Here is a 22,290-nt window from a genome sequence, read left to right as displayed (position 1 = left end):
GCGTTTAGCCCCCGTCAACAAAATGGGAGCCAACAACCATGAACATCAAGCTTCTTGGAGCGACGACGATTGCGGCGACCATGCTGGCAGGCTCTGCCATGGCGCAGGCCGTCGTCACCAATCCCGGCCGCTGCTCGGCGCAATTCCCCAACGCCAATTGCCAGAATCTCGGCCCGGGAAATCCATACACCGATAGCGGATACCGTCAGCGCCGCGTGTCCTATCGTCAGACCAATGGCGACTGGAATAACGATTGGAACAGGAGCCGCACCGGCTTCTGGCCGACCGACGTCGCAGCCGGCGTAGCCGGCGCCGCGATCGGCACCGCGGGCGCGATTGCCAGCGCGCCGTTCCGCGCCTGGGACAATTCCTACGCCTACGACAATTCGTGGGACAACCGCGGCTGGGACAATCGTGGCTGGGACACCCGCACCTACGCCCAGCGTAACGGCTTCGTCTGTACGCCTGGCACCTGGTTCAAGGGCGCAGACGGCCGCCGGCACATCTGCCAGTAAGGCGATCTAATCGATGCGGAGAGATCAGGCGGCCTCCGGGCCGCCTGATTCATGTTCGCGGCGACGGCCTTTCCGGTTCTGGCACTTTCCGACCAAGTCTGGTATTGCGGCGCGCAACGGGTGGACACCCCGGCCCATGCCGGCCCTGCCCGCGTCGCCGGCTTAGCTCAGCGGTAGAGCAGCGGTTTTGTAAACCGAAGGTCGGGGGTTCAATCCCCTCAGCCGGCACCAGCGTCTGACGCGCAACCCTCAGCTCGAATGCTTCGGCGCGCTGCCTTGCTGGAAATGCTCGGCACCTGACATCTCCACCCAGCCGTGTTTCGACTGCTCGAACACCGATCTGATCGGCGGCGGAAAATCCGGATTTGCGATCGCGCCGACGGCAACGCCGATCATCGCGGGCAGATTCTCGGCTTGCCAATAGACGGTCGAACCGCAGTCGGGACAAAAATAGCTGCGGACCTTGCCGCCGCTCGCGGCTGTCCGAACGTACTCCTTTGACGGTCCCGCGATCGTGACAGCGTGCGCCGGATAGAACGCACCCACGCCGAACGGCGCGCCGGTTCGTCGCTGACAGTCGAGGCAATGACAGGCGACGACGAGCTGCGATGGTCCCGGCAGCGACAGCGAAAGAGCACCGCAGCGGCATCTGGCATCGATCATCGAATCTGCTCTCCCTGCTGGACGGATGCGAATTGAAAAGGCGGTCCGTGCCCCGGACGCAGTGCAGCGCCTCTTCGGCGATGCGCCGCAGAGCCGGGGCCTATCGCGCCGCATTTCTTCGTTCCGCTTTCTGGGTCCCGGCTCAGCGCCGCAACACTGAAGGCGTTGCGGCGCGTCCGGGACACAGCAAGATCCTCACTCCGTCCCCACCTCGAACGCCAGCAGCACGTTGCCGGCGACGCCGCTCCATTGGCCGTAGCCGGAATTGGTGTAGAGCATGCCGCCGGCGATGACCGGCCCGGGACCGTCGATTGCGCCGCCATGGGCGGGGACGCCGTTCACGGCCTTGAAATCCTGCGCGGTGTCGAACTCCCAGAGCAGCTTGCCGTCGGTGGCATAGGCGCGCAGGAAGCCGCTGACGCCGCCGGAGAACACCACGCCCGGAATCAGGCTCACCGCTGCCGAGAGCGCGGGGCTGCATTTGGGGCGGTCGCCGCAGGCGACCGGCGGCACTTCCATGGCAATCTTGCCGCTGACGAGGTCGAGGCCGAACAGGCCGCCGCCTTGCGTGGAATCGAGTTGCCGCGTGCCGTCACGCATGAAGCGCACGTCGGAGTTGGCGACATAGATCCGCTCACCGTCCGCGGCCGAGCCCCATTCGCTCCCGCCGAGCGCTCCGCCCTTCCCGATCCGGGTCTGCCACAGGATCTTGCCGCCGTCGTCAGGATCAAGCGCGTGCACGACGCCGGACTTCTGCGCGATGACGAGCACGCGCCTGCCATCGCGCAAGGCCACGAGGATCGGCGACTGGCCGAAATCGTGATCGGGTCCGTGATCCTCCGGGCAATTGGACTTGTCCGCGGTGAAGCACGCCACGACGAAGGCGTCCTTGGGCGTGGCCTGCTGCTTCCAGAGCAGCTTCCCGGTCCCAAGCTCAAAAGCGAGGATCGCATCGGCGGTTGCCGCCGGCGGGTTCGAGTAGGAATTGCTGGTCGCCACATAGACGGCATTGCGCTTCACATCGATCGTCGGCGCCGACCAGATCGCAGCGCCCGACGGACCGAACAGCTGCGTGCCCCTGGCATTCTTGCCGGTCGGATGCGGCACTTCCGGAATCGTATAGGCCTGCCAGACCAGCTTGCCGGTCGCGGCGTCGAGCGCCACCACGCTGCCGCGGAAGGTGCAGCATTCGTAACTCGCCTGCGAGCCGGCGGCTTCCTCGAGCGAGGACACCGGCACGTAGAGCACGCCGGAATGCAGCGTCGGCGCGCCGGTGATGCGCGCGGCGGCATGCTCCTCGACCTTCGTCTTCCAGATCAGCGCGCCGGTCAGCGCGTTCACGGCATAGGCGTTGGCGCGCAAATCGCCGAAGAAGATCGCGAACTGGTCGGAGCCCGGAAGTGGTGCAAAGCTGATCGCGGCCCGCACCGCCGCATCGATCGCCAGCGTCCACAGCGTGCAGCCGCTGCGCGCGTCGAGCGCGTGCATCTTGCGATCGGTGCCGCCGATGAACAGCATTCCGCCCACGATGGTCGGCGGCGCAAACGACACCGAGGCGCCGGGGAATGCATAGGCCCATTTCAACCGCAGGCGCGGCACCTGTTCCGCCGTCAGCCCCGCCATGTCGGCGGGCTGGAATCGGCTGTTGTTGGTGTCGACGCCCCATCCGTTCCAGCGCGGACCGTCAAGGGCTTGCGGAAAACCGCTGGCCTGCTGCGTACAACGGCCTTCCGCGTCGGCCGCAACGCCGCCGGCCGCGATCTTGCCGGTGACGAAAGACGCGATCGCGCGGCGTTCCGCGTCGCTGCGATCCTTTGCCATCGCAGCCATGCTGCCGGAGGTCAACGCCGCCAGCACATGATCGAACGACATCGCCTGCATGGCGCCGCGGCCCGGCACGCGGGTCTGCACATCGCCGTCGTGGCATTGCGCGCAATGCGCGGCATAGAGCGCTGCACCCTCCTGCTGTGCCAGCGCCGGCGCGCTGCACCAGATCAACAACGCGGCCAGGACAGCACATGCTCTCATGGTAGGCTCCGGCAGGTCACCGCGATGCGAGATCGCCACACAACCCAAAGTCTATCGCCGGGGCGAGCGCGGACGCAATGGACGTTCTGCTCGCAGCTGTCACACATCCGTGGCCGTGCGGACGCGATCCGGCAACTCATCCAGCCGCCAGAGCCCGAGGCTCTTGTCGCGCCAGCCGCCATCGCCCTCCTCGCAGCGCTCGTCGATCAATTCGCGCGGCACCGGCCAGTCGAACGGCGCCTTCGTCATGTTGAGCGCGCGCCAGTCGCCATCCTCGCAATCGCAGTTGTCCTCCCACTCCGGAAACGTCGTGACGAGCAGGAATTGCGCGCCGCTCTCGCGAAAGCGGGCGATCACGCGGGCGATGTTCTGAAAACTCAGATGCACGAGGCAGTCCCGGCACAGGATCAGATCGGCACGCGGCAGTGCATCGCGCGTGATATCGGCCACCAGGAATCGGCCGGACAATTCGCCGCGCGCCGCACGCGCGTTGTTGGTCTCGATCAGCGACGGGACGATGTCGATGCCGATATAGTCGAGGTCGAGCTTGACGCGGCCGATCCAGCCGGCATCGCCGCAGGGCGCATCGAGCAGCGAGCGCGCGCCGAGCCGTTGCAGCAGCGAAGGAAGCGCCTCCCGGATCGCGGTGGTGGCCGTATCCTCCGAACCGAGGCCCGACACCGAACGGGCCGCGCCCCAAAGGTTCGTCCGCTCGATCCGCTCGAACCGTGCGGCGAGATCTAGCCCTGAGAAATTGTCGCGGTCGGCGACGAAGCGTTCGTGGGCGAGCACGGGAGGACGATTGGAGATCATCAGCAAGCCTCAAATCAAGTCGCATGCCAATACGACAGGCGGAGCGTCGCATTCAAAACTGCGCGCCTCCGCCGCTCAATCCGGCTTCTGCCACACCGTCACGACAGATTGGATCGGAATTCAACATGAGGTAGCATGCGCATGCAATGCGTCCCACCTCGCTCCGAGAGAAGGCCAAGATCGTCGCTGGCGCGGTGGCCGCCATCGTCATGACGGCCATGCTGTTCGTGTTCGTGCTCGGTTTCCTGCTGGCGTGATCGAGGGCGCGCCATGAAAGCCGCCGCGCACACTCAGGCCGTGCGCACCGTCCGCAGGAATTTCCCGACCTCGTCCTTCAGCCGGTTGCTATCGGTCGCCAGCATCTTGGCGGTCGAGAGCACCTGCGAGGAGGCCGAGCCGGTCTCGGCTGCGCCGCGCTGCACGTCGGTGATGTTCGAGGAGACCTGCTGGGTGCCGTGAGCGGCCTGCTGGACGTTGCGCGAGATCTCCTGGGTGGCGGCGCCCTGCTCCTCGACGGCCGCGGCAATGGTCGAAGACACCTCCGACAGCCGCTCGATGGTCACGGAGATATCGCGGATCGCGTTGACGGATTCCTGGGTCGCGGTCTGGATGCCGGAGATCTGCAGACTGATCTCGCCGGTCGCTTTCGCGGTCTGCTCGGCCAGCGTCTTCACTTCGGACGCGACGACCGCGAAACCGCGGCCGGCCTCGCCGGCACGCGCCGCTTCGATCGTGGCGTTCAGCGCCAAAAGGTTGGTCTGGCCGGCAATCGTGTTGATCAGCTCCACGACGTCGCCGATCCGCGTCGCGGCAACCGAGAGCTCGCTGACCCGCTCCGTCGTGGTGCGGGCCTGGGTGACGGCTTCGCCCGCCATCCGCGCGGATTCCTGCACTTGCCGGCTGATCTCGTTGACCGAGGAGGACAGCTCCTCCGTGGCGGTCGCTACCGACTGCACGTTGCCGGTAGCTTCGCCGGACGCGACGGCGACGACCGAGGTCAGCTCCTGCGCGCGCTGCGCGGTGGTCGCCAGCGTCGAGGACGACGCTTCGAGCTCGGTAGAGGCAGATCCGACCGTCTCGATGATCTCGCCGACTGCGCGTTCAAAGCCGTCGGCGAGGTTGACCATGTCGCGGCGGCGCTGCTCGGCAGCCTGCTTCTCGACTTCGAGCTGCGCGGCCTTGAGGCGCTCGACTTCCAATGCATTGGTCTTGAACACTTCGACCGTCTTGGCCATGTCGCCGATCTCGTCGCGCCGGTCCTTCTCGGGCACCTCGGTCTTGAGATCGTTGCGGGCAAGCCCCTCCATGGCGAGCTTGAGCCGGGCGATCGGCTGCGACATCGCCTTGAGGCCGATGAACAGCGCGATCGCAATGCCCAGGATCAGACCGCCGGCGCTGACGCCGATCACGGTCCAGGTCGCGGCGTGAGCGTCGCGGCTGATGGTGTCCTTGCGCTTGGCCACGGCCTGGGTCGTCTCGGTCGTGAACTTGGCGATGCGTGCCAGGGCCGCATCGAGCAAGGGATCGCACTCCTTGTGCGCGCGTTCGGCTGCCCTGGCGTTCTCTTCCGTGCTGCTGGCCTGTGAGCCGGCCTGGAGCACCGGATCGCAGCCGGTGAACGCAGCTTTCAGCTGGTCGCCGATGCCCTTCAGCTCGCCGGCACGCGATGGGTCGTCCTGCTCGGCCGCATCGAGGAATTGACGAATTTCGTCGCGGTTCTGGGTCGCGGTCTTGAGGCGTCTGGCGTTGCCTGCTTCGGTTGCCTCGGTGAAGATCGCATAGAGCGCCGCGTGGTAGGTCTCGGCGCGGCGCTGGGCGCGGGTGAGGTTGAGAGCGGAAGATTGCGCGGCGGAGAGCTCGCCGAAACCGTCGACGGTCGCGGAGAGTTCGCGCACGCCAAAGGCCGCGACGGCGATCATCGCACAGCCCATCACGGTCACGATCAGCGCGACCTTCCAGACGATCTTCAGATTGTTCAAAAAGCTCATCGCAGCCGTCCCAATGATTTTCTGCGCCTATCCCGGCGTGCATTGGAACCGGCGGGCGTTAAGATTTAATGCAAATTGAGGGCGTCATCTTACGGAAAAATAACCCTTTTGAGCCCTCGCCGTAAGTTTCGCGTAAGCTTCGACCGGTTGCGCGGGCGATCCCGACATTCCAGACGGGAACCGAGCCTCGGCGTCGGCCGTTGTTGGCCCATGCGGATCAGGGAAGAAAACCGAAATATGTTTCTGCTGGCGACCGTGACGCTGTGCTGTGTCGCCGTGGCCGGGACATTGATGTTGTTCGAGCCGATGCTTGGGTCGGCCCCCGAAAAGCGGGTCGCCGAGACAGCCGTGATCGACGACACCCGGACACCGGTTCAGACACCGGTCCGGGTGGTTGGCGCACCGTTCGAGCCCAACGTCAATCCGCGCCAGCGATAGCGCTCACCTCGGCGACGCCTGCGTGCCCTCCTCTGGCCGGCCATGCGCACGCGCCAATTCCTCGACGAACGCGATCACCTCCGCCCGCTTGTCGGGCGGCAGCGACAAGAACGCGCGGATGAGCCTCAGGCCCTCCACTTCGTCCGACCGTTCTTTTCCGGAATCCATCTGCCTATTTTCGGGCGACCGGGAAAAATATGCAATCCTTTGTTTACCGCCTTGATTCGCCGCAGCCGCTTTGCTGGAATGGGACCGGCTGAGGTGGATCATGAAATGGATCGTGGAACGTGACGCGCTGATCGCGCAGACACTGGCCTTCGTCCAATCGGTGACCGGCATGAAGGATAATGTCCTTCAGCCGGAAGGGACCCCGGTTGCCACGACAGCCGCGGTCGAGATCGTTGCCGTGGAGGTCGCTGCAGTCGAGATCGAGCTGACGCAAGCTCCGGTACCGCCCCCACCCACTCCTCCGCCGCCACCGCGGGCGATCGGTGATTTCCGCACCGAGATGCAGGCCCGCATCGCCAATTTCCGCAAGCATCAGGAGCGGTTCGAGCGCGAGCGCGAGGAATATTGTGCCGAAACCCTGACCAGATTGCGCGCCGCCATCCACGACGCCCCGGCCCCACCGGTCAGAAAATAACGCGCCACCCCCCATCGGAGGGGCCTACAGCCAGGACCACACCAGCCAAAGATTGGCCGCGCAGGCGCCGAATAACGCCAGCGTCAGCGGCAGGAGCATGTGCCCGCAGGAGGTCTTCAGGTCGCTCGTCATGGCGGAAAACATCCGCTGATTCCGCCAAACGAGTCCCAAGGATTCTTTTTTTCGCGATTCAGGAGTCGTTAAGGACTCAAGGCCCGGCTAAAGCGCGATGCGATGAGGATGAATCGTCATCGCGCTTTAAGTTGTTGTTTAATCATGATCTTTTCGGAAAACCGCTGCTCGCTTTCCGGATCATGCTTTAGCCTGGATCACGGGCCCGTGATCGCCAGCCCCCCCGGAACCCGCGGCCCGTGAGGTCGTTAATGCGCTTTCCGGGAGCGGGAAGAATGCCCTACGCCTTGTTCTGCAACGACGCCCAGATCAGCAAGGCCTATCCGAGCGAATCCGACGTCTGGAAGCTCGCTTATCGGAGCGGTCTGGTCGTGGACATCAGCGCCGACGAGGAGCGTCCCGGGCCACGCCGGGTGCTCGACAACGACTACGAGATTAAGCCCTGCCGGGTCGCCCAAGGTGAGGACCCCGCCCAAAACAAGGCCGAGGCCGACCGCCAGTCGACGATGGAGCTCGAGCTGAATTCGTGAGGTCCGGCGGCGGAAGCCGCAAAGCGGTCAGGGCGTTGCGGTTGCCAGCGAGGCCTGCTCACCGGCCAGCGCCACGCAGGCCTTGCGGCGATGTAGCCCGCGGATCGCGCCGGTGACCTTGAGCACCTTGCCCGACGGGCAGGACGCGTCCTTGACGAAAGCCACCTCGTAAGGTGCCAGCATCAGAGGCTCGGATTTGAGGATTGTCTGTGCAGAGCACGGCAGGCCGACAAAGCACGAGAGCACCACCGCCGACACCAAGATACGCATGTCCGTCGTCCCACCAGCCCGGTAATTCTCATATAACGCTTTCCGGAGCGCGAGTTCCGTAAGCGGCAAAAATTATTTTTGCTTTACCCAAGTCCCATGACGCGCGTGAGAAAGCGCCCGCCGGAATGTTTTCCTGCAAATGACGCGCCAGATGGTTCACGCAAAGCAAACATGGGGCCGACAGGCAAGAGGCTGACAAACGAAAGGCCGGCGGGAAGCCGGCCTTTGTCAGAGCGTGGTCGCGGTAGAGGGTCAGTAGCGCGAGGCTGCCGGACCGCCCCAGCCGAAGCGGTAGTTCACACCGACCTTGACGGTATGCTCGTCCTCCCGGCCGCGAACGCCGACGATGTCTGCCGGACCGGAGGTGAAGGTGGTGCTGCCGAAATTGTAGTACTGGTACTCGGCCTTGGCCGACCAGCTGGGCGCGAACATGTATTCGAGGCCGGCGCCGACGGTGTAGCCGTCCTTGCTGTTGCCGGTGGTGGTGAAGCCCTGCGGCACGCCTGCGACATTGACGCCCAGGCCGCCATTGCGCCAGGCGTAACCGCCCTTGGCATAGAGCAGCGCCGGACCCCAGGTGTAGCCGATGCGGCCGGTCACCGACCCGAGCTGGTCGGTGTTGGAGGTCACCTGCGTGCCCAGCGGGAACGTGACGCCGTTGTTGTTGGTCGGCAGCCAGGAATACTGGGCCTCGATACCCACCACCCAATTGGGCGCGAACTGGTAGTCGAAGCCGCCCTGCACGCCGCCGAGGAAGCGGGCGTCGCTGGACTGGAAGCTGCTGTCGCCGGCGAACGCGCCGCCGACATGGCCGCCGATGTAGAAACCGGTCCAGTTATAAATCAGCTGCGGCGGCGTGTAGGCCGGGGCCTTGGCGTAGGTGCGCGGCTGCATGTCCGCGGCGGCGGCCGGCGCGGCCAGCGCAAGCAGAGCAGCTGCACCCAGCAAAATCGATTTCATGATCATCCCCGTTCTTTCATTTGCGACACTCAGGAAACAACGTGGCGTGAATTGGGTTGCTTCGCGGCGATGCCGGAACGTTGATCGTTCGTGACTGTGACGGTGGGGCAACAACGCGATTTTGTTCCGTCACGTCGTCCTGCACCGACTATTTTTTGTCGTCTGCGCAGGGCCTACCGTAACAATTTGTCGCGAGGTCGAACCACCCCGTTCAAAGCTCGCCGAAATGTGATCCGGCGGCTCCGGCAGTCATCGTTCTAACACCCGGCGATGAAGGCGGGCTTTGCGCTACCGCGTCATCTTTTCCAGTTCCGGAAAGGGTACGTAAACCGCGCCGGCGCAGAGCTCGCTCGTGCGGTCGACGACGCGGTCCGCCCGTCCGTTGACGAAGATCACAGCGCGTTCCCGCATGGCCTTGTAGCTGCCATCGGTCTCGCGCGGGGTGAAATGCAGACAGCTCACATAGAACTGCCGGCCGCCGACCTCGCGCTGGACCGGCTCGGCCATGCTGGCCTCGCGCACGCCGACCGGGTTGTTCAGATAGGTGCGCATCAGCGCCAGGATGTCGCCGCGGAAATTGTCGGGAAACGGCTGCGGCCCTCCGGCCTGGGTCCCCCCGATGATGGTCGGACGATCACCGTCGCTGCCGAAACACGCCGCGAGCGCCAACGCCAATAGCAGGACCGATGCCAAGCTCGCCGCACGTTTCGCCAATCGCCCCACAGATCCCGCTCCCGCTCGAACAGACTAAGGGGACGTTCTAGCCGCAAGGTCGTGCAAAGGGAATTCGCGTCCCCGGGGCTTTGCGACGCACGCACCGTCCCGCCGCCGGCGTCTCGCGCTTTCGCGCAAGGCGCCGAGACGACGGGCCGGGTCTGAAGTCCTGACGCGGCGGCGGGGCAATGCTTGGGATGCCGCCGCGCAGGATCAGTCGTTAGCTGCGCTTCTCGGTGGTTGCCGGCTTGGTGAGGTCCGGCTGCGCCTTCAGCGACTTCTTCGCCGACAGATGCTTGTGGTGATGGCGATGCGTCCGCACGGTCTTGTGCTCGTCGGGCGTGACCGCTGCGTTGGCATTCAGCGCCTTCGACTTGGTATCCACCTTGGCGTCCGCCTTGACGTCGGCGGGCTTCACGTCGCCGGCCTTCGCGTCGGTCTTGGCATCGGCCTTGATGCCGGTGTCCGGTTTTGCGGCGGTGGTCGAGGCCTTGGTCTGGCTCTGGTCCGCCTTGATCACCGGGGCCGTGTTGGTCTTGCCGGCCTCGGCAGCGAAGGCCGGGGCTGCGATCACGGAAGCGGCGAGCAAGGCTGCGGAAATGGTCTTCAACATGGTGGTCTCCTCTTGGAAGGATCTTGAGGCGGCGCCCTCTCGCCTCCCCTTCGATCGTGGGTGGGAGCCTAGGGGCAGCGCGCTGAACCCTGTCTGAAGCCCCCTGCAGGCTTCCGTTCATCTCGATGACAAAAGTTTGTCATCTGCGCCCGGGCGAATAGATCGTGCGAAGCGGGAATGTTTTCGCCAGACGGGTGTTCCGGTCTTCGGGCAATCGTGTAGGATCGCCACGTTCCATACGGGAGAATTTAGATGCGCAAACTCTCAATGCTTGTCGTGCCGGGATTGGTCGCCATGTCGCTGGCGGCCGCGCCGGTGCTGTCCAGCGCCTATGCCGCCGGCAGTGACGAGCCCTCGCCGCCGCCGAAGTCGGACTCCTCGTCCAAGAAGGGCAAGAAGAAGAGCTCTTCCGTCAGCGATCCCAAATTCCTCGCCGCCTATCGCACCGCCTACACGGCGATCTACGACAACCACGACTACACCGGCGCGATCGATCAGCTGAAGTCGCTCAAGCGCGACGACGTCGCCGACGTCGCCAATCTGATCGGCTACTCCTATCGCAAGCTCGGCGACTACCAGTCGTCGAAGGTCTATTACGAGCTGGCGCTGAAGGACGATCCGAACCACGTCCGCACCTGGCAGTATTACGGCCTCTGGCAGCTTGAGCAGGGCAACCGCGAACAGGCGCAGTATCATCTGAACAAGATCGCCTCGCTCGCCGGCACCGACAGCTCCGAGTATCGCTCGCTTGCCACGGCGCTCGACAAGCCGACCGGCGCGACGCTCGTCTACTGAGACAATCGCATCTTCGACCTCGCGAACGGGCACAACCTTTCGGTTGTGCCCGTTCGGCTTTCTCGGCTAGCCTCTCGCATCGATTTTCCCAGCAAATTGGTGTGCAATGGACCCGTGGCTGCGATCCGCGATCGACTACATCGGCTCCTGGATCGAATTCCAACTGACGACCATCCAGCAGCCAGGCGTCATCGTCGCATTCGCCCATCGCGGCGAGATCGTCGCCGAGCATGCGTTTGGCCTCGCCAATCTCGACACCGGCGAGAAGCTCACCCCGCGCCACCGCTTCCGCATCGCCTCCCACTCCAAGAGCTTCACCTCGGCCGGCATCATGAAGCTGCGCGAACAGCGCAAGCTCCGGCTCGACGATCCGGTCGGCCAATATGTCGGTGGCCTCAATCCGCGCGTCGCCGAGACCACGATCGCGCAGGTGCTATCGCACAGCGCCGGACTGACGCGCGACGGCGCCGATTCCGGCCAGTTCATCGACCGCCGTTCCTATCTCGACGCGAAAGAGTTGCGCGCGGAATTGAAGCTGCCGACCGCGATCGAGCCCGGCACCCGCTTCAAATATTCCAATCACGGCTTTGGCCTGCTCGGTCTCGTCATCGAAGCGGTGACCAAGCAGCCCTACTCCGCCTGGATCAAGCGCGAGATCATCGAGCCCGCGGGCCTGCGCGAGAGCGAGCCGGACGCGCCCCTTCCCAAAGGCGCATCGTTCGCGCGCGGCCATACGCGAAAGCTGCCGTTCGGCGAACGATGCGTGATCCCCGGCGACAATCCCGCGCACGCGATGGCGTCCGCTGCAGGCTTCGTTGCGACGGCCGGCGACACCGCACGCTTCTTCGCGCAGCTTGCGCCCAATGCGAAGAAGAGCGTGCTCTCGGTCGCAAGCCGCCGCGAGATGACGCGACACCATTGGCGTATCCCGCAGGGCTTCGAGGGCTATTACGGGCTCGGCGTCAATGCCGGCAAGACCGACGGCTGGGACTGGTTCGGCCATGGCGGCGGCTTTCAGGGCTACATCTCCCGCACCTGCGCCATTCCCGCTTGCGAGCTCACGATCAGCATCCTCAGCAACTCCATCGACGGCGGGGCGCCGTTCTGGATGGACGGCGCGATGCAGATCTTGCGCGTGTTCAAGACGCGCGGCAGGGCCGACCGACGCCTGCGCGACTGGACCGGCCGCTGGTGGACGATCTGGGGTGCGAGCGACCTCGTGCCGATGGGCAATCGCGTGCTCGTCGCCAATCCGCAGTTCAACAATCCGTTCATGGATGCCGCCGAGATCGAGGTCACCGGCCGCGACACCGGCAAGCTCGCCTGGGCTGCGGGCTATTCCAGCCATGGCGAGCCGGTGCGCCGTATCCGCGACAAGCGCGGCAGGATCAGCGAGGTCTGGATCGCCGGCGCCAACGTCAAGCCTGCGCGCGTCGTGGCGAAGGAGATCGCCCGTCGATATAAGCCGCGCAAACGGCGGCCTCTTTAATCGGAGCATGATCCTATCGGAAAACCGCTATACACTTTTCCGGATCATGCTCTACTCCCTGATCAGCGCCTCGACCTCGCTGCGAAACGCCTGCCGCGAGCCTCCTTGCGAATAGAACATGTGGCCGCCGGGGTAGACGACGAACTTCACGCGCTGCCTTGCGAAGGCCGGCATCTGATCGAGCACCCGCTTCGTTCCGAAATAGGGCGTGGCAAGGTCGAACAGGCCGTGCGCGACCAGCACGTTAAGCTTGGCATCAGTGGCGAGGATCTGGCGCAGCTCGGACACCGATTGCGGCGGGTTGATGCCACGGCCGAAATCCCAGTGACCTTCCACGGTGCCGTTCAGGACTTCATAGGAGCCGTCGGGCCGCCAGTTGAGCTTGCGCGTGAGCACGTCGACCGCGGCGCTCGTCAGCGGCGCCTGGAGCGCGTCGCCCGAGGGGTCGCCGAACCGCGAGCTGCTCGAATCCGGATAGGGATCGAAGCCGCGCACCGAGGCATCGTAACGTCCCGTCACCTTGCCGTTCTTGCGGTCGAATTCGCGGCGGAATTCACCGACGTCGAAACGGCCGGCGAGCCGGCGGCTCACCGCCTGGTCGATGCCGGTGAGCGCGGCGACCTTGTCGGCAAGACGATTGGTGGCCTCCTTGTCCGCCTCGCCCTTGACGAGGTCGGCCAGGAATTCGCCGCGCGCGTAGGCCTCGACGTCTGCGAGATCGGCGCGCTTGACCGGCCCTTTGGCCTCGCGCGCCACCGCCACATAGCTCGGCAAGGTCGCGACATATTGCAGGAGGCTGGTGCCGGTGAACTCGCGGAAATCCAAGAGCGGCGACACCAGGATCAGGCCCTTGACGCCGACGCCGTGCTGGAGCTGCAACTGGCGCACCACCTTCGGCCCGCGAATGCCGCCATAGCTCTCGCCCGCGACGTATTTCGGCGAGGTCAGCCGGTCGTGCTTCTCGAGCCAGCGGCGGATCACCAGCGCGATCGCGTTGACGTCGCCGTCGACGGAGTAGAACGATTTTCGTGCGTCCTCGCCGCTCGCAATGAAGCGGCTGTAGCCCGTGCTGACGGGATCGATGAAGACGAGATCGGTGAAATCGAGCCAGGTCTCCGCGTTCGGCTTCACCTCGGGCGAGGCTGACGGCGACAGCCCTTCGCCGTCGAGCGGCAGCCGCCATGGACCGGCCGCGCCGAACTGGAGCCACGCCGAGGACGCGCCGGGCCCGCCATTGAACAGGAACGTGACCGGGCGCGTGGCACGGTCGGCGCCGTCGAGCTGGTAGGACGTATAGGCGATGTCGGCCAGCGGCTCGCCCTTGCCGTCGAACACCCGGATGGAGCCGGCGGTCGCGGCGAAATTGAGGGTGCGGCCGGGCAGATCCAGCGTCTGCTTCGTGGTGGAATCCGGGGGGAGACGATGCGGCTCGGCCGCGGACGGCGAGGCCTGCGTCGCGCTTTGCGGATTGGCGGCGCGCCCACCCTTCTGTGCCGCTGGCGATGCCGCCTCGGAGCGCGGCTGCGGCGGATCATCCGCGCGCGCGACACTCGCGAGCGCGGCCGCGGACACGGCCAGCGCGAGCCCGGTTCGTCGCAGCGTCGGCAAGATCGTGAACATGATCGTTCTCCCTGCCCGGCTGTCACAGCCGGCGCGCTTCGAACTAGCGCGGAATTGCGACGCTTTGCGGGATCACCGGTCCAAGTAAGGCGCGCGGGCTGGCTCAAATCAACCCGTTTTGTTCTCTGGATCGACAATCGCCCGTTTGCCTTGAGGGGCGGTCATCCTCGACAATGGAGCCCCAGGTCGTATAGACGAGCCCGGCGGAACTTCCTCCAGCAAGCGGCCTGCCCGACAAGCCATGACCAAGCCCCAGCGATACGACCGCATCGCCTTCGTCGCCAGCCCGAGCAGCGAGGCGCAGGCCGCCTTCAGCCAGCTCACCAGGGACTATGGCAATTGCGACCCCAGGGAGGCCGACGTCGTGGTTGCGCTGGGGGGCGACGGGCTGATGCTGCAGACGCTGCACCAAAACATGCGCACGGGAAAGCCGATCTACGGCATGCATCGCGGCACCGTCGGCTTCCTGATGAACGAATACGCGACGCACGATCTGCGGGCGCGGCTCGAGACGGCGCATGAATCCGAGATCAATCCGCTCCTGATGCGCGCAACCGACGCCAACGACCGCGTCCACCTGCACCACGCCATCAACGAGGTCTACCTGTTCCGGCAGACCTCGCAGGCGGCGCGCCTGCGGATCCTGATCGACGAGCGCGAGCGCATGCCCGAGCTGATCGCCGACGGCATCATCGTGGCGACGCCGGCCGGCTCGACGGCCTACAATCTGTCGGCGCAGGGACCGATCCTGCCGATCAACGCCGCCCTTCTGGCACTGACCCCGATCAGCGCCTTCCGCCCGCGCCGCTGGCGCGGGGCGCTGCTGCCCAACACCGCCTATGTCGTGATCGAGGTGCTGGAGGACGACAAGCGTCCGGTCGCGGCCGTCGCCGACCATGAAGAGGTCCGCAGGGTCCGGCGCGTCGAGGTCCTGTCCGACAAGAGCATCTCGATGCGCATGCTGTTCGACCCCGGCCACAGCCTGGAAGAACGCATTTTGCGCGAGCAGTTCGGCTACTGAGCCCCCGCCCCCCGCGCGCTGCGGGAGCCCGGTCGCAACCCTTCGTTAACCCTCGCCACGATATGGTTAACGAAGGTTGACCGCTTTGGCCCGGGCGTCATGTTCCGTATCGACTTCAACAAGCTGCGCTTCCTCGTCTGTGACGACAATCCGCACATGCGCCGCATCCTGCGCACGCTGCTGCATTCGTTCGGCGCGCGCGAGGTCTATGAGGCCGAGGACGGCGCCACCGCGCTGGAAATGTACAGCCACTACGTGCCTGACATCGTCATCACCGACTGGGCCATGCCGATCTTCGACGGGCTCGAGCTCGCGCAGATGATCCGGCAGCCGGAGTCCAAGGGCAACCCCTACGCGCCGATCATCATGCTGACCGGCCATTCCGAGAAGCGCCGCGTCACCGTGGCGCGCGATGCCGGCGTCACCGAATTCCTGGCCAAGCCGATCTCGGCCAAGGGACTCTATCAGCGCATCCTCAACGTGGTCGCCAATCCCCGCCCCTTCATCAAGACCAAGACCTATTTCGGCCCGGACCGGCGCCGCAACACCAATTCCGCCTACATGGGCCCCGAGCGCCGCGTCGGCGAAAAGCACGAGGTGCTGCAGCAGCCCTCGCTGCTCGACAAGGCCCGCTCATCCATCTAGCGCAACGTCTTCAGACGAGGCAGGCATCATGGCGAAGAACAGCGCAAAGGACATCGAGGTCACGGCCTTCGCCACGCATCAACTCATCACGCAGCCCAACCCGCTGCGGAAAGTTCTGCGCCGGGTCGAAGACAAGGACATGGACGATCCGATCGGCCGCGCCGAGCAGGCGCTGGCGGGCCTGTCCGGCGAGTTCAAGGACTGGATGACGACCGAGGTCAATCGTCTGTCGGCCGCCTATGTCGCCATCCGCAATGACGGCTTCACCAAGGAGCGGCGCGACGAGCTGTTCCGCGCTGCGCACGACATCAAGGGCGACGCCGCGACCTTCGGCTATCCGGCCGCGGCCGGAATCGCCGAGAGCCTGTGCCGCGTCATCGAGCACGCGCCTGATCTGGAAAAGGTGCCGGCCGAACTGTTCACGCACCACATCAACGCCATCCTCGCCATCGTGCACGAGAACACCAGGCTCGACAGCATCAGCGTCTCCGCCGAGCTCAGCCGCCGCCTGCGCAAGGTAGCCGACGACTATCTCGCCCATGTCAATCGCGACCGCCCCGAGCATCTCGAGGTGATCCTGGCACCGAGCATCGCGCCGACGGAGTAAGGGTTCGGCTCTATCACCACGATCAGAATCGTAGGGTGGGTTAGCGTAGCGTAACCCACCACTTCTCTATTTGCGTGGAAAGCAAAGAGGTGGGTTACGCCTGCGAGCTGCGCTTCGCGCAGCCGCAGGGCTAACCCACCCTACGGCAGCTCGCTACGCGGCGATCAGATCGCCATACAGCGGATCGATCGCATCGTCCGCGACCAGCTCGTCGCAGAACAGCCTTGCCTCCTCCCGCGCGGATTCGGTGGCGAAGCGGCGCAGCAAGACCATCAGCGGCTCGGTGACGCCGCGGTCGGTCTCGCAATGGGTGAGCACGCGCTCGACCATGCGCCGGCGCAGCCGCACCGCGCCGTCGTCGCTGTCGACGAAGCCCTGCTCGTGGCAAGCATCGAGCGCGACCTGGAACGCCGCGAACGTCGCCTCGGGAAGCCCGGCGCGGCGCAGCAGCGCGTGCAGGCTGTTGCCGCCGCGGTCGTGCAGCAGCGCGGTGACGCGCGCCAGCGGCAGGTCGGCAAGCTCGGCCAGCGCCGCGTCGAAGAGGTCGAGATTGCTCGACAACAGCGCACGCAAGATGAGACCCGCAGTGAGCTGGCCGGTGATGCGCAGGTGTCGCACCAGGCCCTGCATATCCTCGCCGCGCGAGCGCGATGCGATGTTCATGGTGGAGCGGTCGCGCGCCTCGAGCGCGGTGCGTTCGGCGCGGTCGGCGCTGAGCCAGTTCCGCGCCACGACGAACTGCGCCAGCGTCTCGGAGAGTTTCGCGACCAGCGCGGCGCGGGTTGCGGACGGCAGATCGTCCAGCACCAGCATCGCCTCGCGGATCGCGGCGAGATGGCCGTGGCGCTCGACGATGCGATCCCAGGAGAACGGCGCAAGCTCGGCGTTGGGATTTTCGATCAGCTCCAACGCGGCCGCCGCGCAGCCGACTTCGGCGATGGCGGCGCAGACCGAGACCGGCAGCGCGATGCGGCGTGCGACCGCGCATTGCACCTCGTGATTGCCGGTCGCGACGAGGTCGACGAGATCGGCGTCGATCAGCAGCGGGGAATGTTCGAGCACGGGCAGCGCGACGGTCGGCTGGTCCGCCGACAGCGCCCGCACGATCGAGGCCGGCGCATCCGTGCTGCGCGCAAAGGCCTCGGCCATCGCCTGCCGCACCAGCGGCGAGGGATCGTCGAGCTGCATCAGAAGCGCGCCTTCGGCGGCGATGCGGTCGTCTGTCGAAAGGTCTGAGATCAGCCAGGCCCGGGCCAACGCCCGTGTGGCCTCGGCCCGCTCGCCGGCGGGCGCCGTCCTGATCCAATTGATGAACTGCCGAACAATCATGCTGCTTCCGGCTTACACAACAAACGAAATTGGTGACGGCTCGTCACCTGCAACACAAAATAAACCACGACGCTTAACAAAGCGTTCACCATAACTGGCTGGTTTTATTGACGTTTTGTTAAGGGAACAAAGGCGCTCGGCTTGCGTGCCCCGGACGCAGCGCAGCACGAAGTGATGCGAGCTGAGCCGGGGTCCATTTCCGACAGGAAGATTTGCTCCGGCATGGGTCCCGGCTCTGCGCAGCAGCGTTTCACGCTGCGGCGCGTCCGGGACACGAGACCTCGATTAGCTCGAGAACGTGCCGCTGCGATCGCTGAACAGATCGAGCGGCTGCGGCGGCCGCACATCCGGCGTCGCGGATGCGACTGACGTGAGCGAGGCGTTGTTGCCCCACAGCTTCTGCACCGTGGTCGAAACCGGCTGCGTGGCATCGCCGGGCTGATAGATCGAACGAAACACCGGCGTGGTCGGGGCATTGTCCGCGACCGTCGTCGGCGATGTCGCACTGACGGGCGTCACCGCGCGTGTGTTCGGGAAGGTCTGGAGATAGGCGGCATTGTCGATGACAGGTGCGGTCGGCTGCACGCCGCTCGCGCTCGCAACCTCCGTGGTCGACGGCGCGCCGCCATACATCGCCATCGCGCTGCGGGTCGTTTTCGAATTGGCCGCGCTGGCATAGCGCGAGTCCAGCACCGAATAGACTTCGGAGACGCTGCGGGCGCGGCCGTCCCTGGCATAAAAAATCGAACGGTTGGCGGATGCCGCATTGGGAAACAGCCGCGCACCGACCGCTTGCGGATTGTCCTCGGCATTGGCAATCAGTTTCGCGGCCCCGCCGACGCCCATGAAATGCGCCATGTAGAGTTCGCTGTCGCTCGGCCTGCGCCCGAGCAGGCCCGTCAACTTGAAACTGTTCGACTGCGTCAGCGCTGCCGCCATGCTGGAGGCGGCCTCGGGATCGTCGCGCAGCTTCATGATCGACCGCTTCATCGCGGGATCGTCGACGGCGTAGCCGCCCGACGTGGTCCTGGAGATCGCGTTGGCATAATTGCCATAGCCGAGCTGGGGGCCCGCCTCCTTCACCGTGCCGAGCCAGGTCTGGTCGATGAACTGGTAGAGCCCGTGGGCGGATGACGTCGTTGCACCCGCCGTCGGATCGAAATCCGATTCCATCTTGGCGGTGGTCAGCATGTACTGGAAGCTGACGCCGGAGACATTCGAGGCCTGCTTGATCGCACCGGCGACGCGCGCCCGCGACGGATCGAGAACCGCCGTCTGCGTGGCACTGAAATTGTCGACCGACATGATGAAGTGCCCGCCCCGCGCGGCGTTGAGCGGCGCCGGCAATTCGGCGCCTGTCGTCTCACCGTGGGACAGGTATGGTTAATGCGGGGTTAAACTGGCCCTCGCTGTCATGCCGGGGGGCGCGTAGCGCGAGCCCGGAATCCATCGCAAGGCATTACGCGCAGCTGAAGGGATTCCGGGCTCGCACCTGCGGTGCGCCCCGGAATGACAGCGAGCTACTTCTTGTAGACCGCGTTCGGGTCGAACAGCCGCTCCGCATCGGCGAAGACCAGCTTCGCCCCGCCGCCTTCGGCCTCGACCTTGCGATAGAAGCAGGATCGCCGCCCGGTGTGGCAGGCCGCGCCGATCTGCTCGACACGGATCCAGACCGCGTCCTGGTCGCAATCGGTCCGCATCTCGATCACGCGCTGGGTCTGACCCGAGGTCTCACCTTTTCGCCACAAGGCATTGCGTGAGCGGCTGAAGTACCAGGCCTCGCCGGTCGCGATCGTCTTGCGCAGCGCCTCCTCGTTCATGTGCGCGACCATGAGCACATCACCGGTGGCGACGTCGGTCGCGACGCAAGTCACGAGGCCGCTCGCGTCGAAGCGCGGGAGGAAGGACAACCCTTCCTCGATCTCATGGGAGTGAGCGGACATAGCGACCCTCGCCGTTAACTTGCGAGGTCAGCGCTGCAGGCCTCGCACCAGGGACAGGAAACGGGCCTGCTCCGCCGGGTTGTCGCGGAACATGCCGGTGAAGCGGCTGGTGAAGGTGGAGGCGCCATGCTTGGCGACGCCGCGCACCGACATGCAGGTATGCTCGGCCTCGATCAGCACCGCGACGCCGCGCGGCTTGAGGACCTCGTCGATCGCAGCCGCGATCTGCGCCGTCAGATGCTCCTGGGTCTGGAGCCTGCGGGCGAAGATGTCGGTGAGGCGGGCGAGCTTGGACAGGCCGACGACGCGTTCCACCGGCGTATAGGCGATGTGCGCCCTGCCGTAGAACGGCATCATGTGATGCTCGCATTGCGAGGTGAACTCGATGTCGCGCACCAGGACGAAATCGTCATACCCCGCGGTCTCGCCAAAGGTGCGGTCGAGCACCTCGGCCGGGCATTGGTGATAGCCCTGATAGAGCTCGTCGAAAGCCTCGACCACGCGGCGCGGCGTGTCGAGCAGGCCCTCGCGCTCGGTGTTCTCGCCGATATAGGCGAGCAGCGTCTTCACCGCCTGTTCGGCCTCGGTGCGCGCCGGGCGCGGCTGATCGGCGCGGACGGCGGCCGCGAGGAATTCGGCGGGATCAAGCTCGGCCGGTCGGCTCTCGGGCTGCCGGTCGGAGGGCATGTTGGGGCGGATGGATTTGATGGTCGCGTCCATGTCTACTCCGTTCGACGGCCTTGCGGCCGGAGTGTCACCGGCAGACGGGGCGGCATGCCGCCGGACGCCTGAAGAGAACAGTTGAACCCGGCGAAATGGTCCTCATCTCTCCCGTCGGCCGCATGGCCTATCGCCACCGCCGCTGGACTGTTTTTCCGCCAGTTCCGACCCTATATAGGACCGTGGACGGCGCCCGCCAAGGCCGATCCGATGCGGAAGTGCTGGACTCCATCACATGCTGAACGACATCTACAACAAGCGGATCATCGAGTTGGCCGGGAATATTCCGCGCCTCGGACGGCTGCCGGACCCCGATGCCTCCGCCACCGCCCACTCCAAACTGTGCGGCTCGACCGTGAAGATCGATCTCAAGATGGAGGGCGACAGGGTCACCGACTTCGCCCATGACGTGAAGGCCTGCGCGCTCGGACAAGCCTCCTCATCCATCATGGCAAGTCGCATCGTCGGCTCGACTGCGAGCGAACTCCGTGAGTTACGCGAAACTGTTCGCAAGATGCTGAAGGAGAACGGTGCGCCTCCTGAAGGTAAATGGGAGGAGATCAAGTTCCTCGAGCCGGTCCGCGACTACAAGGCGCGGCACGCCTCGACGCTCCTGACCTTCGATGCGGTGGTCGACGCCATTGGCCAGATCGAAGCCAAGGCCAAGCAGCCGGCTGCGGCGCAGGGCTGAACTCCCCGGAACGACACAGGGCGTCGCAAAGCGACGAACCCGGAATCACTATCAAGATTTCAGAGCTTACTTCTGCGTCGCCGGAGCCGGCGCGGCCACGCCACCGGTCGGCACCAAGGCTTCGGCCGTCTTGGTCGACTTGGCAGGCTGCGACTGCTCCGGTTCCGCGCCGAACCTCGCCTGCGTCTTCGGCGCAAGCTCCGCCATTGCCGGAGCAGAGATGTCCACATGCGGCAGCACGTCGGCGACGAGGTCGGTCGTCACGAGATTGGTGAGCTTCAGCTCGCCGGCGTCCAGCTCATGCAGGTCTTCCCAGGGCGGCACGCTGAGCGCGAGCGACAGCAGGTCACCGGCTCCGCCCATGTCGAAGGTGTATTTGGCAAGCCGGCCGATGTCGCGTTCCACGATCATCAGGTCCTGCGCGCTGTAGCTCGCTGCCTTGGCATCGTCGGCGCGGTCGCCCATCCAGATCTGGTGGACGCGGACATGGGCAGCTTCGGGCACGTAGCGCTTCTTGCCGGCCAGCAGCAGGAACACACACATGGATTCGCAATAGGCCTCTGGCGCAACCGCCGGGCGGGCGGACTGCCCGCCGCGGAGACTTACGCCGACCGTGGTCAGGAGTCCGAGATTGCGGAAGCGTCGGCCGAGGGTGATCGCGTCGTTGACGGAACCGCCGCTGGAATCGAGCACCACGGTGGCGCCGCCGAGCTGCCGTCCGCGGGAAAACTCCTCGAAATCCTTCGGTGTGTCAGCGGTGATGATGCCGACCGCGCTGACCCAGCCGCGGCAGTTCGGCTCGCAGGCAATCCAGTTGAACTTCATCGGCAGCTTGCGCTCTTCGAGAGCAACACCCGCGCGGGCCGATGACCCGAGTGTCGCGACGGCGCCAGCCAGCACGACTCCACAGACGGCGGTTCCCACCAGCAACCAGCCGCGAAGATTAAGGGAGTTCAGAAGTCTCAATCTGGTTCCTTCCCCAAGCCCCTAAGGTCCCTAACAATCCTTGGTAGCGCCCTCTGAGTCCATCATACAGGCGTATGTTTCTACACATGGACGTCACAAAAATGGTATCCGTGGGAATACAGATCGTCCACAGGTACTTGCTGCACTGCTCCCAAAA

The 22,290-nt window shown here is 65.3% G+C and carries 25 protein-coding genes and 1 tRNA gene; 11 read left to right on the top strand and 15 right to left on the bottom strand.

The genetic code is table 11. The features are described from left to right. The first annotated feature begins 38 nt into the window (after positions 1–38). On the top strand, positions 39–515 hold the full coding sequence (locus XI04_RS35435) for a hypothetical protein (protein WP_271594174.1): 477 nt from the start codon (positions 39–41) through the stop codon (positions 513–515). 156 nt (positions 516–671) lie between these two features. Beyond that, positions 672–746 (top strand) — tRNA-Thr (locus XI04_RS35430). Between the two features lie 18 nt (positions 747–764). Here the strand turns inward: XI04_RS35430 and XI04_RS35425 are convergent. The 4 genes from XI04_RS35425 to XI04_RS35410 all read right to left on the bottom strand — a co-directional run bounded on the left by XI04_RS35425 (position 765) and on the right by XI04_RS35410 (position 6,007). After that, complete coding sequence (locus XI04_RS35425; protein ID WP_271608904.1) at positions 765–1,178, bottom strand: GFA family protein; 414 nt, start codon at positions 1,176–1,178, stop codon at positions 765–767. Positions 1,179–1,373: 195 nt separating this feature from the next. Continuing rightward, positions 1,374–3,206 (bottom strand): outer membrane protein assembly factor BamB family protein, encoded by a 1,833-nt coding sequence (locus XI04_RS35420; protein ID WP_028141086.1) that lies wholly within the window; start codon positions 3,204–3,206, stop codon positions 1,374–1,376. Between the two features lie 99 nt (positions 3,207–3,305). Beyond that, the gene (locus XI04_RS35415) at positions 3,306–4,019 is read right to left on the bottom strand and encodes a class I SAM-dependent methyltransferase (RefSeq protein ID WP_028141087.1); all 714 of its coding nucleotides are present in this window, start codon (positions 4,017–4,019) and stop codon (positions 3,306–3,308) included. 290 nt (positions 4,020–4,309) lie between these two features. After that, entirely contained in the window at positions 4,310–6,007 is a 1,698-nt protein-coding gene (locus tag XI04_RS35410) for a methyl-accepting chemotaxis protein (RefSeq protein WP_028141088.1), read from the bottom strand. A 237-nt stretch (positions 6,008–6,244) separates the two neighbouring features. On the opposite strand from XI04_RS35410, the gene XI04_RS35405 reads away from it, so the two are divergent. Further along, entirely contained in the window at positions 6,245–6,445 is a 201-nt protein-coding gene (locus XI04_RS35405) for a hypothetical protein (protein ID WP_038950518.1), read from the top strand. Positions 6,446–6,448: 3 nt separating this feature from the next. Here the strand turns inward: XI04_RS35405 and XI04_RS35400 are convergent, their stop codons facing one another. Further along, positions 6,449–6,715 (bottom strand): hypothetical protein, encoded by a 267-nt coding sequence (locus tag XI04_RS35400; RefSeq protein ID WP_131233057.1) that lies wholly within the window; start codon positions 6,713–6,715, stop codon positions 6,449–6,451. Between XI04_RS35400 and XI04_RS35395 the strand changes: the two genes are divergently transcribed. Continuing rightward, positions 6,714–7,088, top strand: coding sequence for a hypothetical protein (locus XI04_RS35395; RefSeq protein WP_028141089.1), 375 nt, complete (start codon positions 6,714–6,716; stop codon positions 7,086–7,088). The two genes, XI04_RS35400 and XI04_RS35395, sit on opposite strands and share 2 nt — an antisense overlap. Before the next feature lie 407 nt (positions 7,089–7,495). Continuing rightward, positions 7,496–7,750 carry a hypothetical protein gene (locus XI04_RS35390; protein ID WP_028141090.1) on the top strand — a complete coding sequence of 85 codons (255 nt, stop codon included), beginning with the start codon at positions 7,496–7,498 and terminating at the stop codon, positions 7,748–7,750. Positions 7,751–7,777: 27 nt separating this feature from the next. Here the strand turns inward: XI04_RS35390 and XI04_RS35385 are convergent, their stop codons facing one another. The 4 genes from XI04_RS35385 to XI04_RS35370 all read right to left on the bottom strand — a co-directional run bounded on the left by XI04_RS35385 (position 7,778) and on the right by XI04_RS35370 (position 10,307). After that, complete coding sequence (locus tag XI04_RS35385; RefSeq protein WP_028141091.1) at positions 7,778–8,020, bottom strand: DUF6719 family protein; 243 nt, start codon at positions 8,018–8,020, stop codon at positions 7,778–7,780. Positions 8,021–8,272: 252 nt separating this feature from the next. Next, the gene (locus XI04_RS35380; protein ID WP_028141092.1) at positions 8,273–8,980 is read right to left on the bottom strand and encodes an outer membrane protein; all 708 of its coding nucleotides are present in this window, start codon (positions 8,978–8,980) and stop codon (positions 8,273–8,275) included. 288 nt (positions 8,981–9,268) lie between these two features. Then, the gene (locus XI04_RS35375) at positions 9,269–9,703 is read right to left on the bottom strand and encodes a hypothetical protein (protein ID WP_038974968.1); all 435 of its coding nucleotides are present in this window, start codon (positions 9,701–9,703) and stop codon (positions 9,269–9,271) included. 211 nt (positions 9,704–9,914) lie between these two features. Further along, positions 9,915–10,307, bottom strand: coding sequence for a His-rich protein BRANT (locus XI04_RS35370; protein WP_028141094.1), 393 nt, complete (start codon positions 10,305–10,307; stop codon positions 9,915–9,917). 252 nt (positions 10,308–10,559) lie between these two features. Here XI04_RS35370 and XI04_RS35365 point away from each other — a divergent pair, with 252 nt between their 5' ends. Continuing rightward, positions 10,560–11,102, top strand: a complete 543-nt coding sequence (locus XI04_RS35365) for a tetratricopeptide repeat protein (protein ID WP_028141095.1) — start codon at positions 10,560–10,562, stop codon at positions 11,100–11,102. Between the two features lie 106 nt (positions 11,103–11,208). Next, positions 11,209–12,591 (top strand): serine hydrolase domain-containing protein, encoded by a 1,383-nt coding sequence (locus XI04_RS35360; protein ID WP_028141096.1) that lies wholly within the window; start codon positions 11,209–11,211, stop codon positions 12,589–12,591. Between the two features lie 51 nt (positions 12,592–12,642). Here XI04_RS35360 and XI04_RS35355 read toward each other — a convergent pair whose 3' ends face one another. Further along, the gene (locus XI04_RS35355) at positions 12,643–14,211 is read right to left on the bottom strand and encodes a S10 family peptidase (protein ID WP_271608906.1); all 1,569 of its coding nucleotides are present in this window, start codon (positions 14,209–14,211) and stop codon (positions 12,643–12,645) included. A gap of 241 nt (positions 14,212–14,452) precedes the next feature. On the opposite strand from XI04_RS35355, the gene XI04_RS35350 reads away from it, so the two are divergent. From XI04_RS35350 to XI04_RS35340, 3 genes are all read left to right on the top strand, one after another. Beyond that, a complete protein-coding gene (locus XI04_RS35350; RefSeq protein WP_028141098.1) occupies positions 14,453–15,232 on the top strand; it encodes an NAD kinase in 780 nt (259 codons plus the stop codon). A 99-nt stretch (positions 15,233–15,331) separates the two neighbouring features. Then, positions 15,332–15,877 carry a response regulator gene (locus XI04_RS35345; RefSeq protein ID WP_008549760.1) on the top strand — a complete coding sequence of 182 codons (546 nt, stop codon included), beginning with the start codon at positions 15,332–15,334 and terminating at the stop codon, positions 15,875–15,877. 28 nt (positions 15,878–15,905) lie between these two features. Beyond that, a complete protein-coding gene (locus tag XI04_RS35340; RefSeq protein WP_028141099.1) occupies positions 15,906–16,484 on the top strand; it encodes an Hpt domain-containing protein in 579 nt (192 codons plus the stop codon). A gap of 153 nt (positions 16,485–16,637) precedes the next feature. On the opposite strand, the gene XI04_RS35335 is transcribed toward XI04_RS35340, so the two are convergent. The 4 genes from XI04_RS35335 to folE all read right to left on the bottom strand — a co-directional run bounded on the left by XI04_RS35335 (position 16,638) and on the right by folE (position 20,476). Then, on the bottom strand, positions 16,638–17,813 hold the full coding sequence (locus XI04_RS35335) for a DUF2336 domain-containing protein (protein ID WP_271623902.1): 1,176 nt from the start codon (positions 17,811–17,813) through the stop codon (positions 16,638–16,640). A 285-nt stretch (positions 17,814–18,098) separates the two neighbouring features. After that, positions 18,099–19,160, bottom strand: a complete 1,062-nt coding sequence (locus XI04_RS35330; protein WP_271608907.1) for a lytic transglycosylase domain-containing protein — start codon at positions 19,158–19,160, stop codon at positions 18,099–18,101. 173 nt (positions 19,161–19,333) lie between these two features. Further along, a complete protein-coding gene (gene hisI / locus XI04_RS35325) occupies positions 19,334–19,756 on the bottom strand; it encodes a phosphoribosyl-AMP cyclohydrolase (protein WP_028141102.1) in 423 nt (140 codons plus the stop codon). Between the two features lie 27 nt (positions 19,757–19,783). Next, on the bottom strand, positions 19,784–20,476 hold the full coding sequence (folE, locus tag XI04_RS35320; RefSeq protein ID WP_271608908.1) for a GTP cyclohydrolase I FolE: 693 nt from the start codon (positions 20,474–20,476) through the stop codon (positions 19,784–19,786). Positions 20,477–20,711: 235 nt separating this feature from the next. Between folE and XI04_RS35315 the strand changes: the two genes are divergently transcribed. Further along, positions 20,712–21,167 carry an iron-sulfur cluster assembly scaffold protein gene (locus tag XI04_RS35315; RefSeq protein WP_028141104.1) on the top strand — a complete coding sequence of 152 codons (456 nt, stop codon included), beginning with the start codon at positions 20,712–20,714 and terminating at the stop codon, positions 21,165–21,167. Between the two features lie 66 nt (positions 21,168–21,233). Here the strand turns inward: XI04_RS35315 and XI04_RS35310 are convergent, their stop codons facing one another. Beyond that, on the bottom strand, positions 21,234–22,133 hold the full coding sequence (locus tag XI04_RS35310) for a hypothetical protein (RefSeq protein ID WP_028141105.1): 900 nt from the start codon (positions 22,131–22,133) through the stop codon (positions 21,234–21,236). Between the last annotated feature and the right edge of the window lie 157 nt (positions 22,134–22,290).

Source organism: Bradyrhizobium sp. CCBAU 11430, from assembly GCF_028128855.1.
Lineage (GTDB): Bacteria > Pseudomonadota > Alphaproteobacteria > Rhizobiales > Xanthobacteraceae > Bradyrhizobium > Bradyrhizobium ottawaense.
The sequence above is the reverse complement of the archived record's forward strand: the minus strand, read 5'-3'. Positions and strand labels throughout refer to the sequence as shown.

Bases quoted from the DNA above. Each gene is read 5' to 3' on its own strand.
- XI04_RS35360 (WP_028141096.1), top strand. From the start codon at position 11,209: ATGGACCCGTGGCTGCGATCCGCGATCGACTACATCGGCTCCTGGATC.
- XI04_RS35315 (WP_028141104.1), top strand. From the start codon at position 20,712: ATGCTGAACGACATCTACAACAAGCGGATCATCGAGTTGGCCGGGAAT.
- XI04_RS35425 (WP_271608904.1), bottom strand. From the start codon at position 1,178: ATGATCGATGCCAGATGCCGCTGCGGTGCTCTTTCGCTGTCGCTGCCG.
- XI04_RS35390 (WP_028141090.1), top strand. From the start codon at position 7,496: ATGCCCTACGCCTTGTTCTGCAACGACGCCCAGATCAGCAAGGCCTAT.
- XI04_RS35420 (WP_028141086.1), bottom strand. From the start codon at position 3,206: ATGAGAGCATGTGCTGTCCTGGCCGCGTTGTTGATCTGGTGCAGCGCG.
- XI04_RS35435 (WP_271594174.1), top strand. From the start codon at position 39: ATGAACATCAAGCTTCTTGGAGCGACGACGATTGCGGCGACCATGCTG.
- XI04_RS35345 (WP_008549760.1), top strand. From the start codon at position 15,332: ATGTTCCGTATCGACTTCAACAAGCTGCGCTTCCTCGTCTGTGACGAC.
- XI04_RS35385 (WP_028141091.1), bottom strand. From the start codon at position 8,020: ATGCGTATCTTGGTGTCGGCGGTGGTGCTCTCGTGCTTTGTCGGCCTG.
- folE (WP_271608908.1), bottom strand. From the start codon at position 20,476: ATGGACGCGACCATCAAATCCATCCGCCCCAACATGCCCTCCGACCGG.
- XI04_RS35395 (WP_028141089.1), top strand. From the start codon at position 6,714: ATGAAATGGATCGTGGAACGTGACGCGCTGATCGCGCAGACACTGGCC.
- XI04_RS35355 (WP_271608906.1), bottom strand. From the start codon at position 14,211: ATGTTCACGATCTTGCCGACGCTGCGACGAACCGGGCTCGCGCTGGCC.
- XI04_RS35415 (WP_028141087.1), bottom strand. From the start codon at position 4,019: ATGATCTCCAATCGTCCTCCCGTGCTCGCCCACGAACGCTTCGTCGCC.
- XI04_RS35370 (WP_028141094.1), bottom strand. From the start codon at position 10,307: ATGTTGAAGACCATTTCCGCAGCCTTGCTCGCCGCTTCCGTGATCGCA.
- XI04_RS35410 (WP_028141088.1), bottom strand. From the start codon at position 6,007: ATGAGCTTTTTGAACAATCTGAAGATCGTCTGGAAGGTCGCGCTGATC.
- XI04_RS35400 (WP_131233057.1), bottom strand. From the start codon at position 6,715: ATGATCCACCTCAGCCGGTCCCATTCCAGCAAAGCGGCTGCGGCGAAT.
- XI04_RS35335 (WP_271623902.1), bottom strand. From the start codon at position 17,813: ATGATTGTTCGGCAGTTCATCAATTGGATCAGGACGGCGCCCGCCGGC.
- XI04_RS35380 (WP_028141092.1), bottom strand. From the start codon at position 8,980: ATGAAATCGATTTTGCTGGGTGCAGCTGCTCTGCTTGCGCTGGCCGCG.
- hisI (WP_028141102.1), bottom strand. From the start codon at position 19,756: ATGTCCGCTCACTCCCATGAGATCGAGGAAGGGTTGTCCTTCCTCCCG.
- XI04_RS35340 (WP_028141099.1), top strand. From the start codon at position 15,906: ATGGCGAAGAACAGCGCAAAGGACATCGAGGTCACGGCCTTCGCCACG.
- XI04_RS35365 (WP_028141095.1), top strand. From the start codon at position 10,560: ATGCGCAAACTCTCAATGCTTGTCGTGCCGGGATTGGTCGCCATGTCG.
- XI04_RS35405 (WP_038950518.1), top strand. From the start codon at position 6,245: ATGTTTCTGCTGGCGACCGTGACGCTGTGCTGTGTCGCCGTGGCCGGG.
- XI04_RS35350 (WP_028141098.1), top strand. From the start codon at position 14,453: ATGACCAAGCCCCAGCGATACGACCGCATCGCCTTCGTCGCCAGCCCG.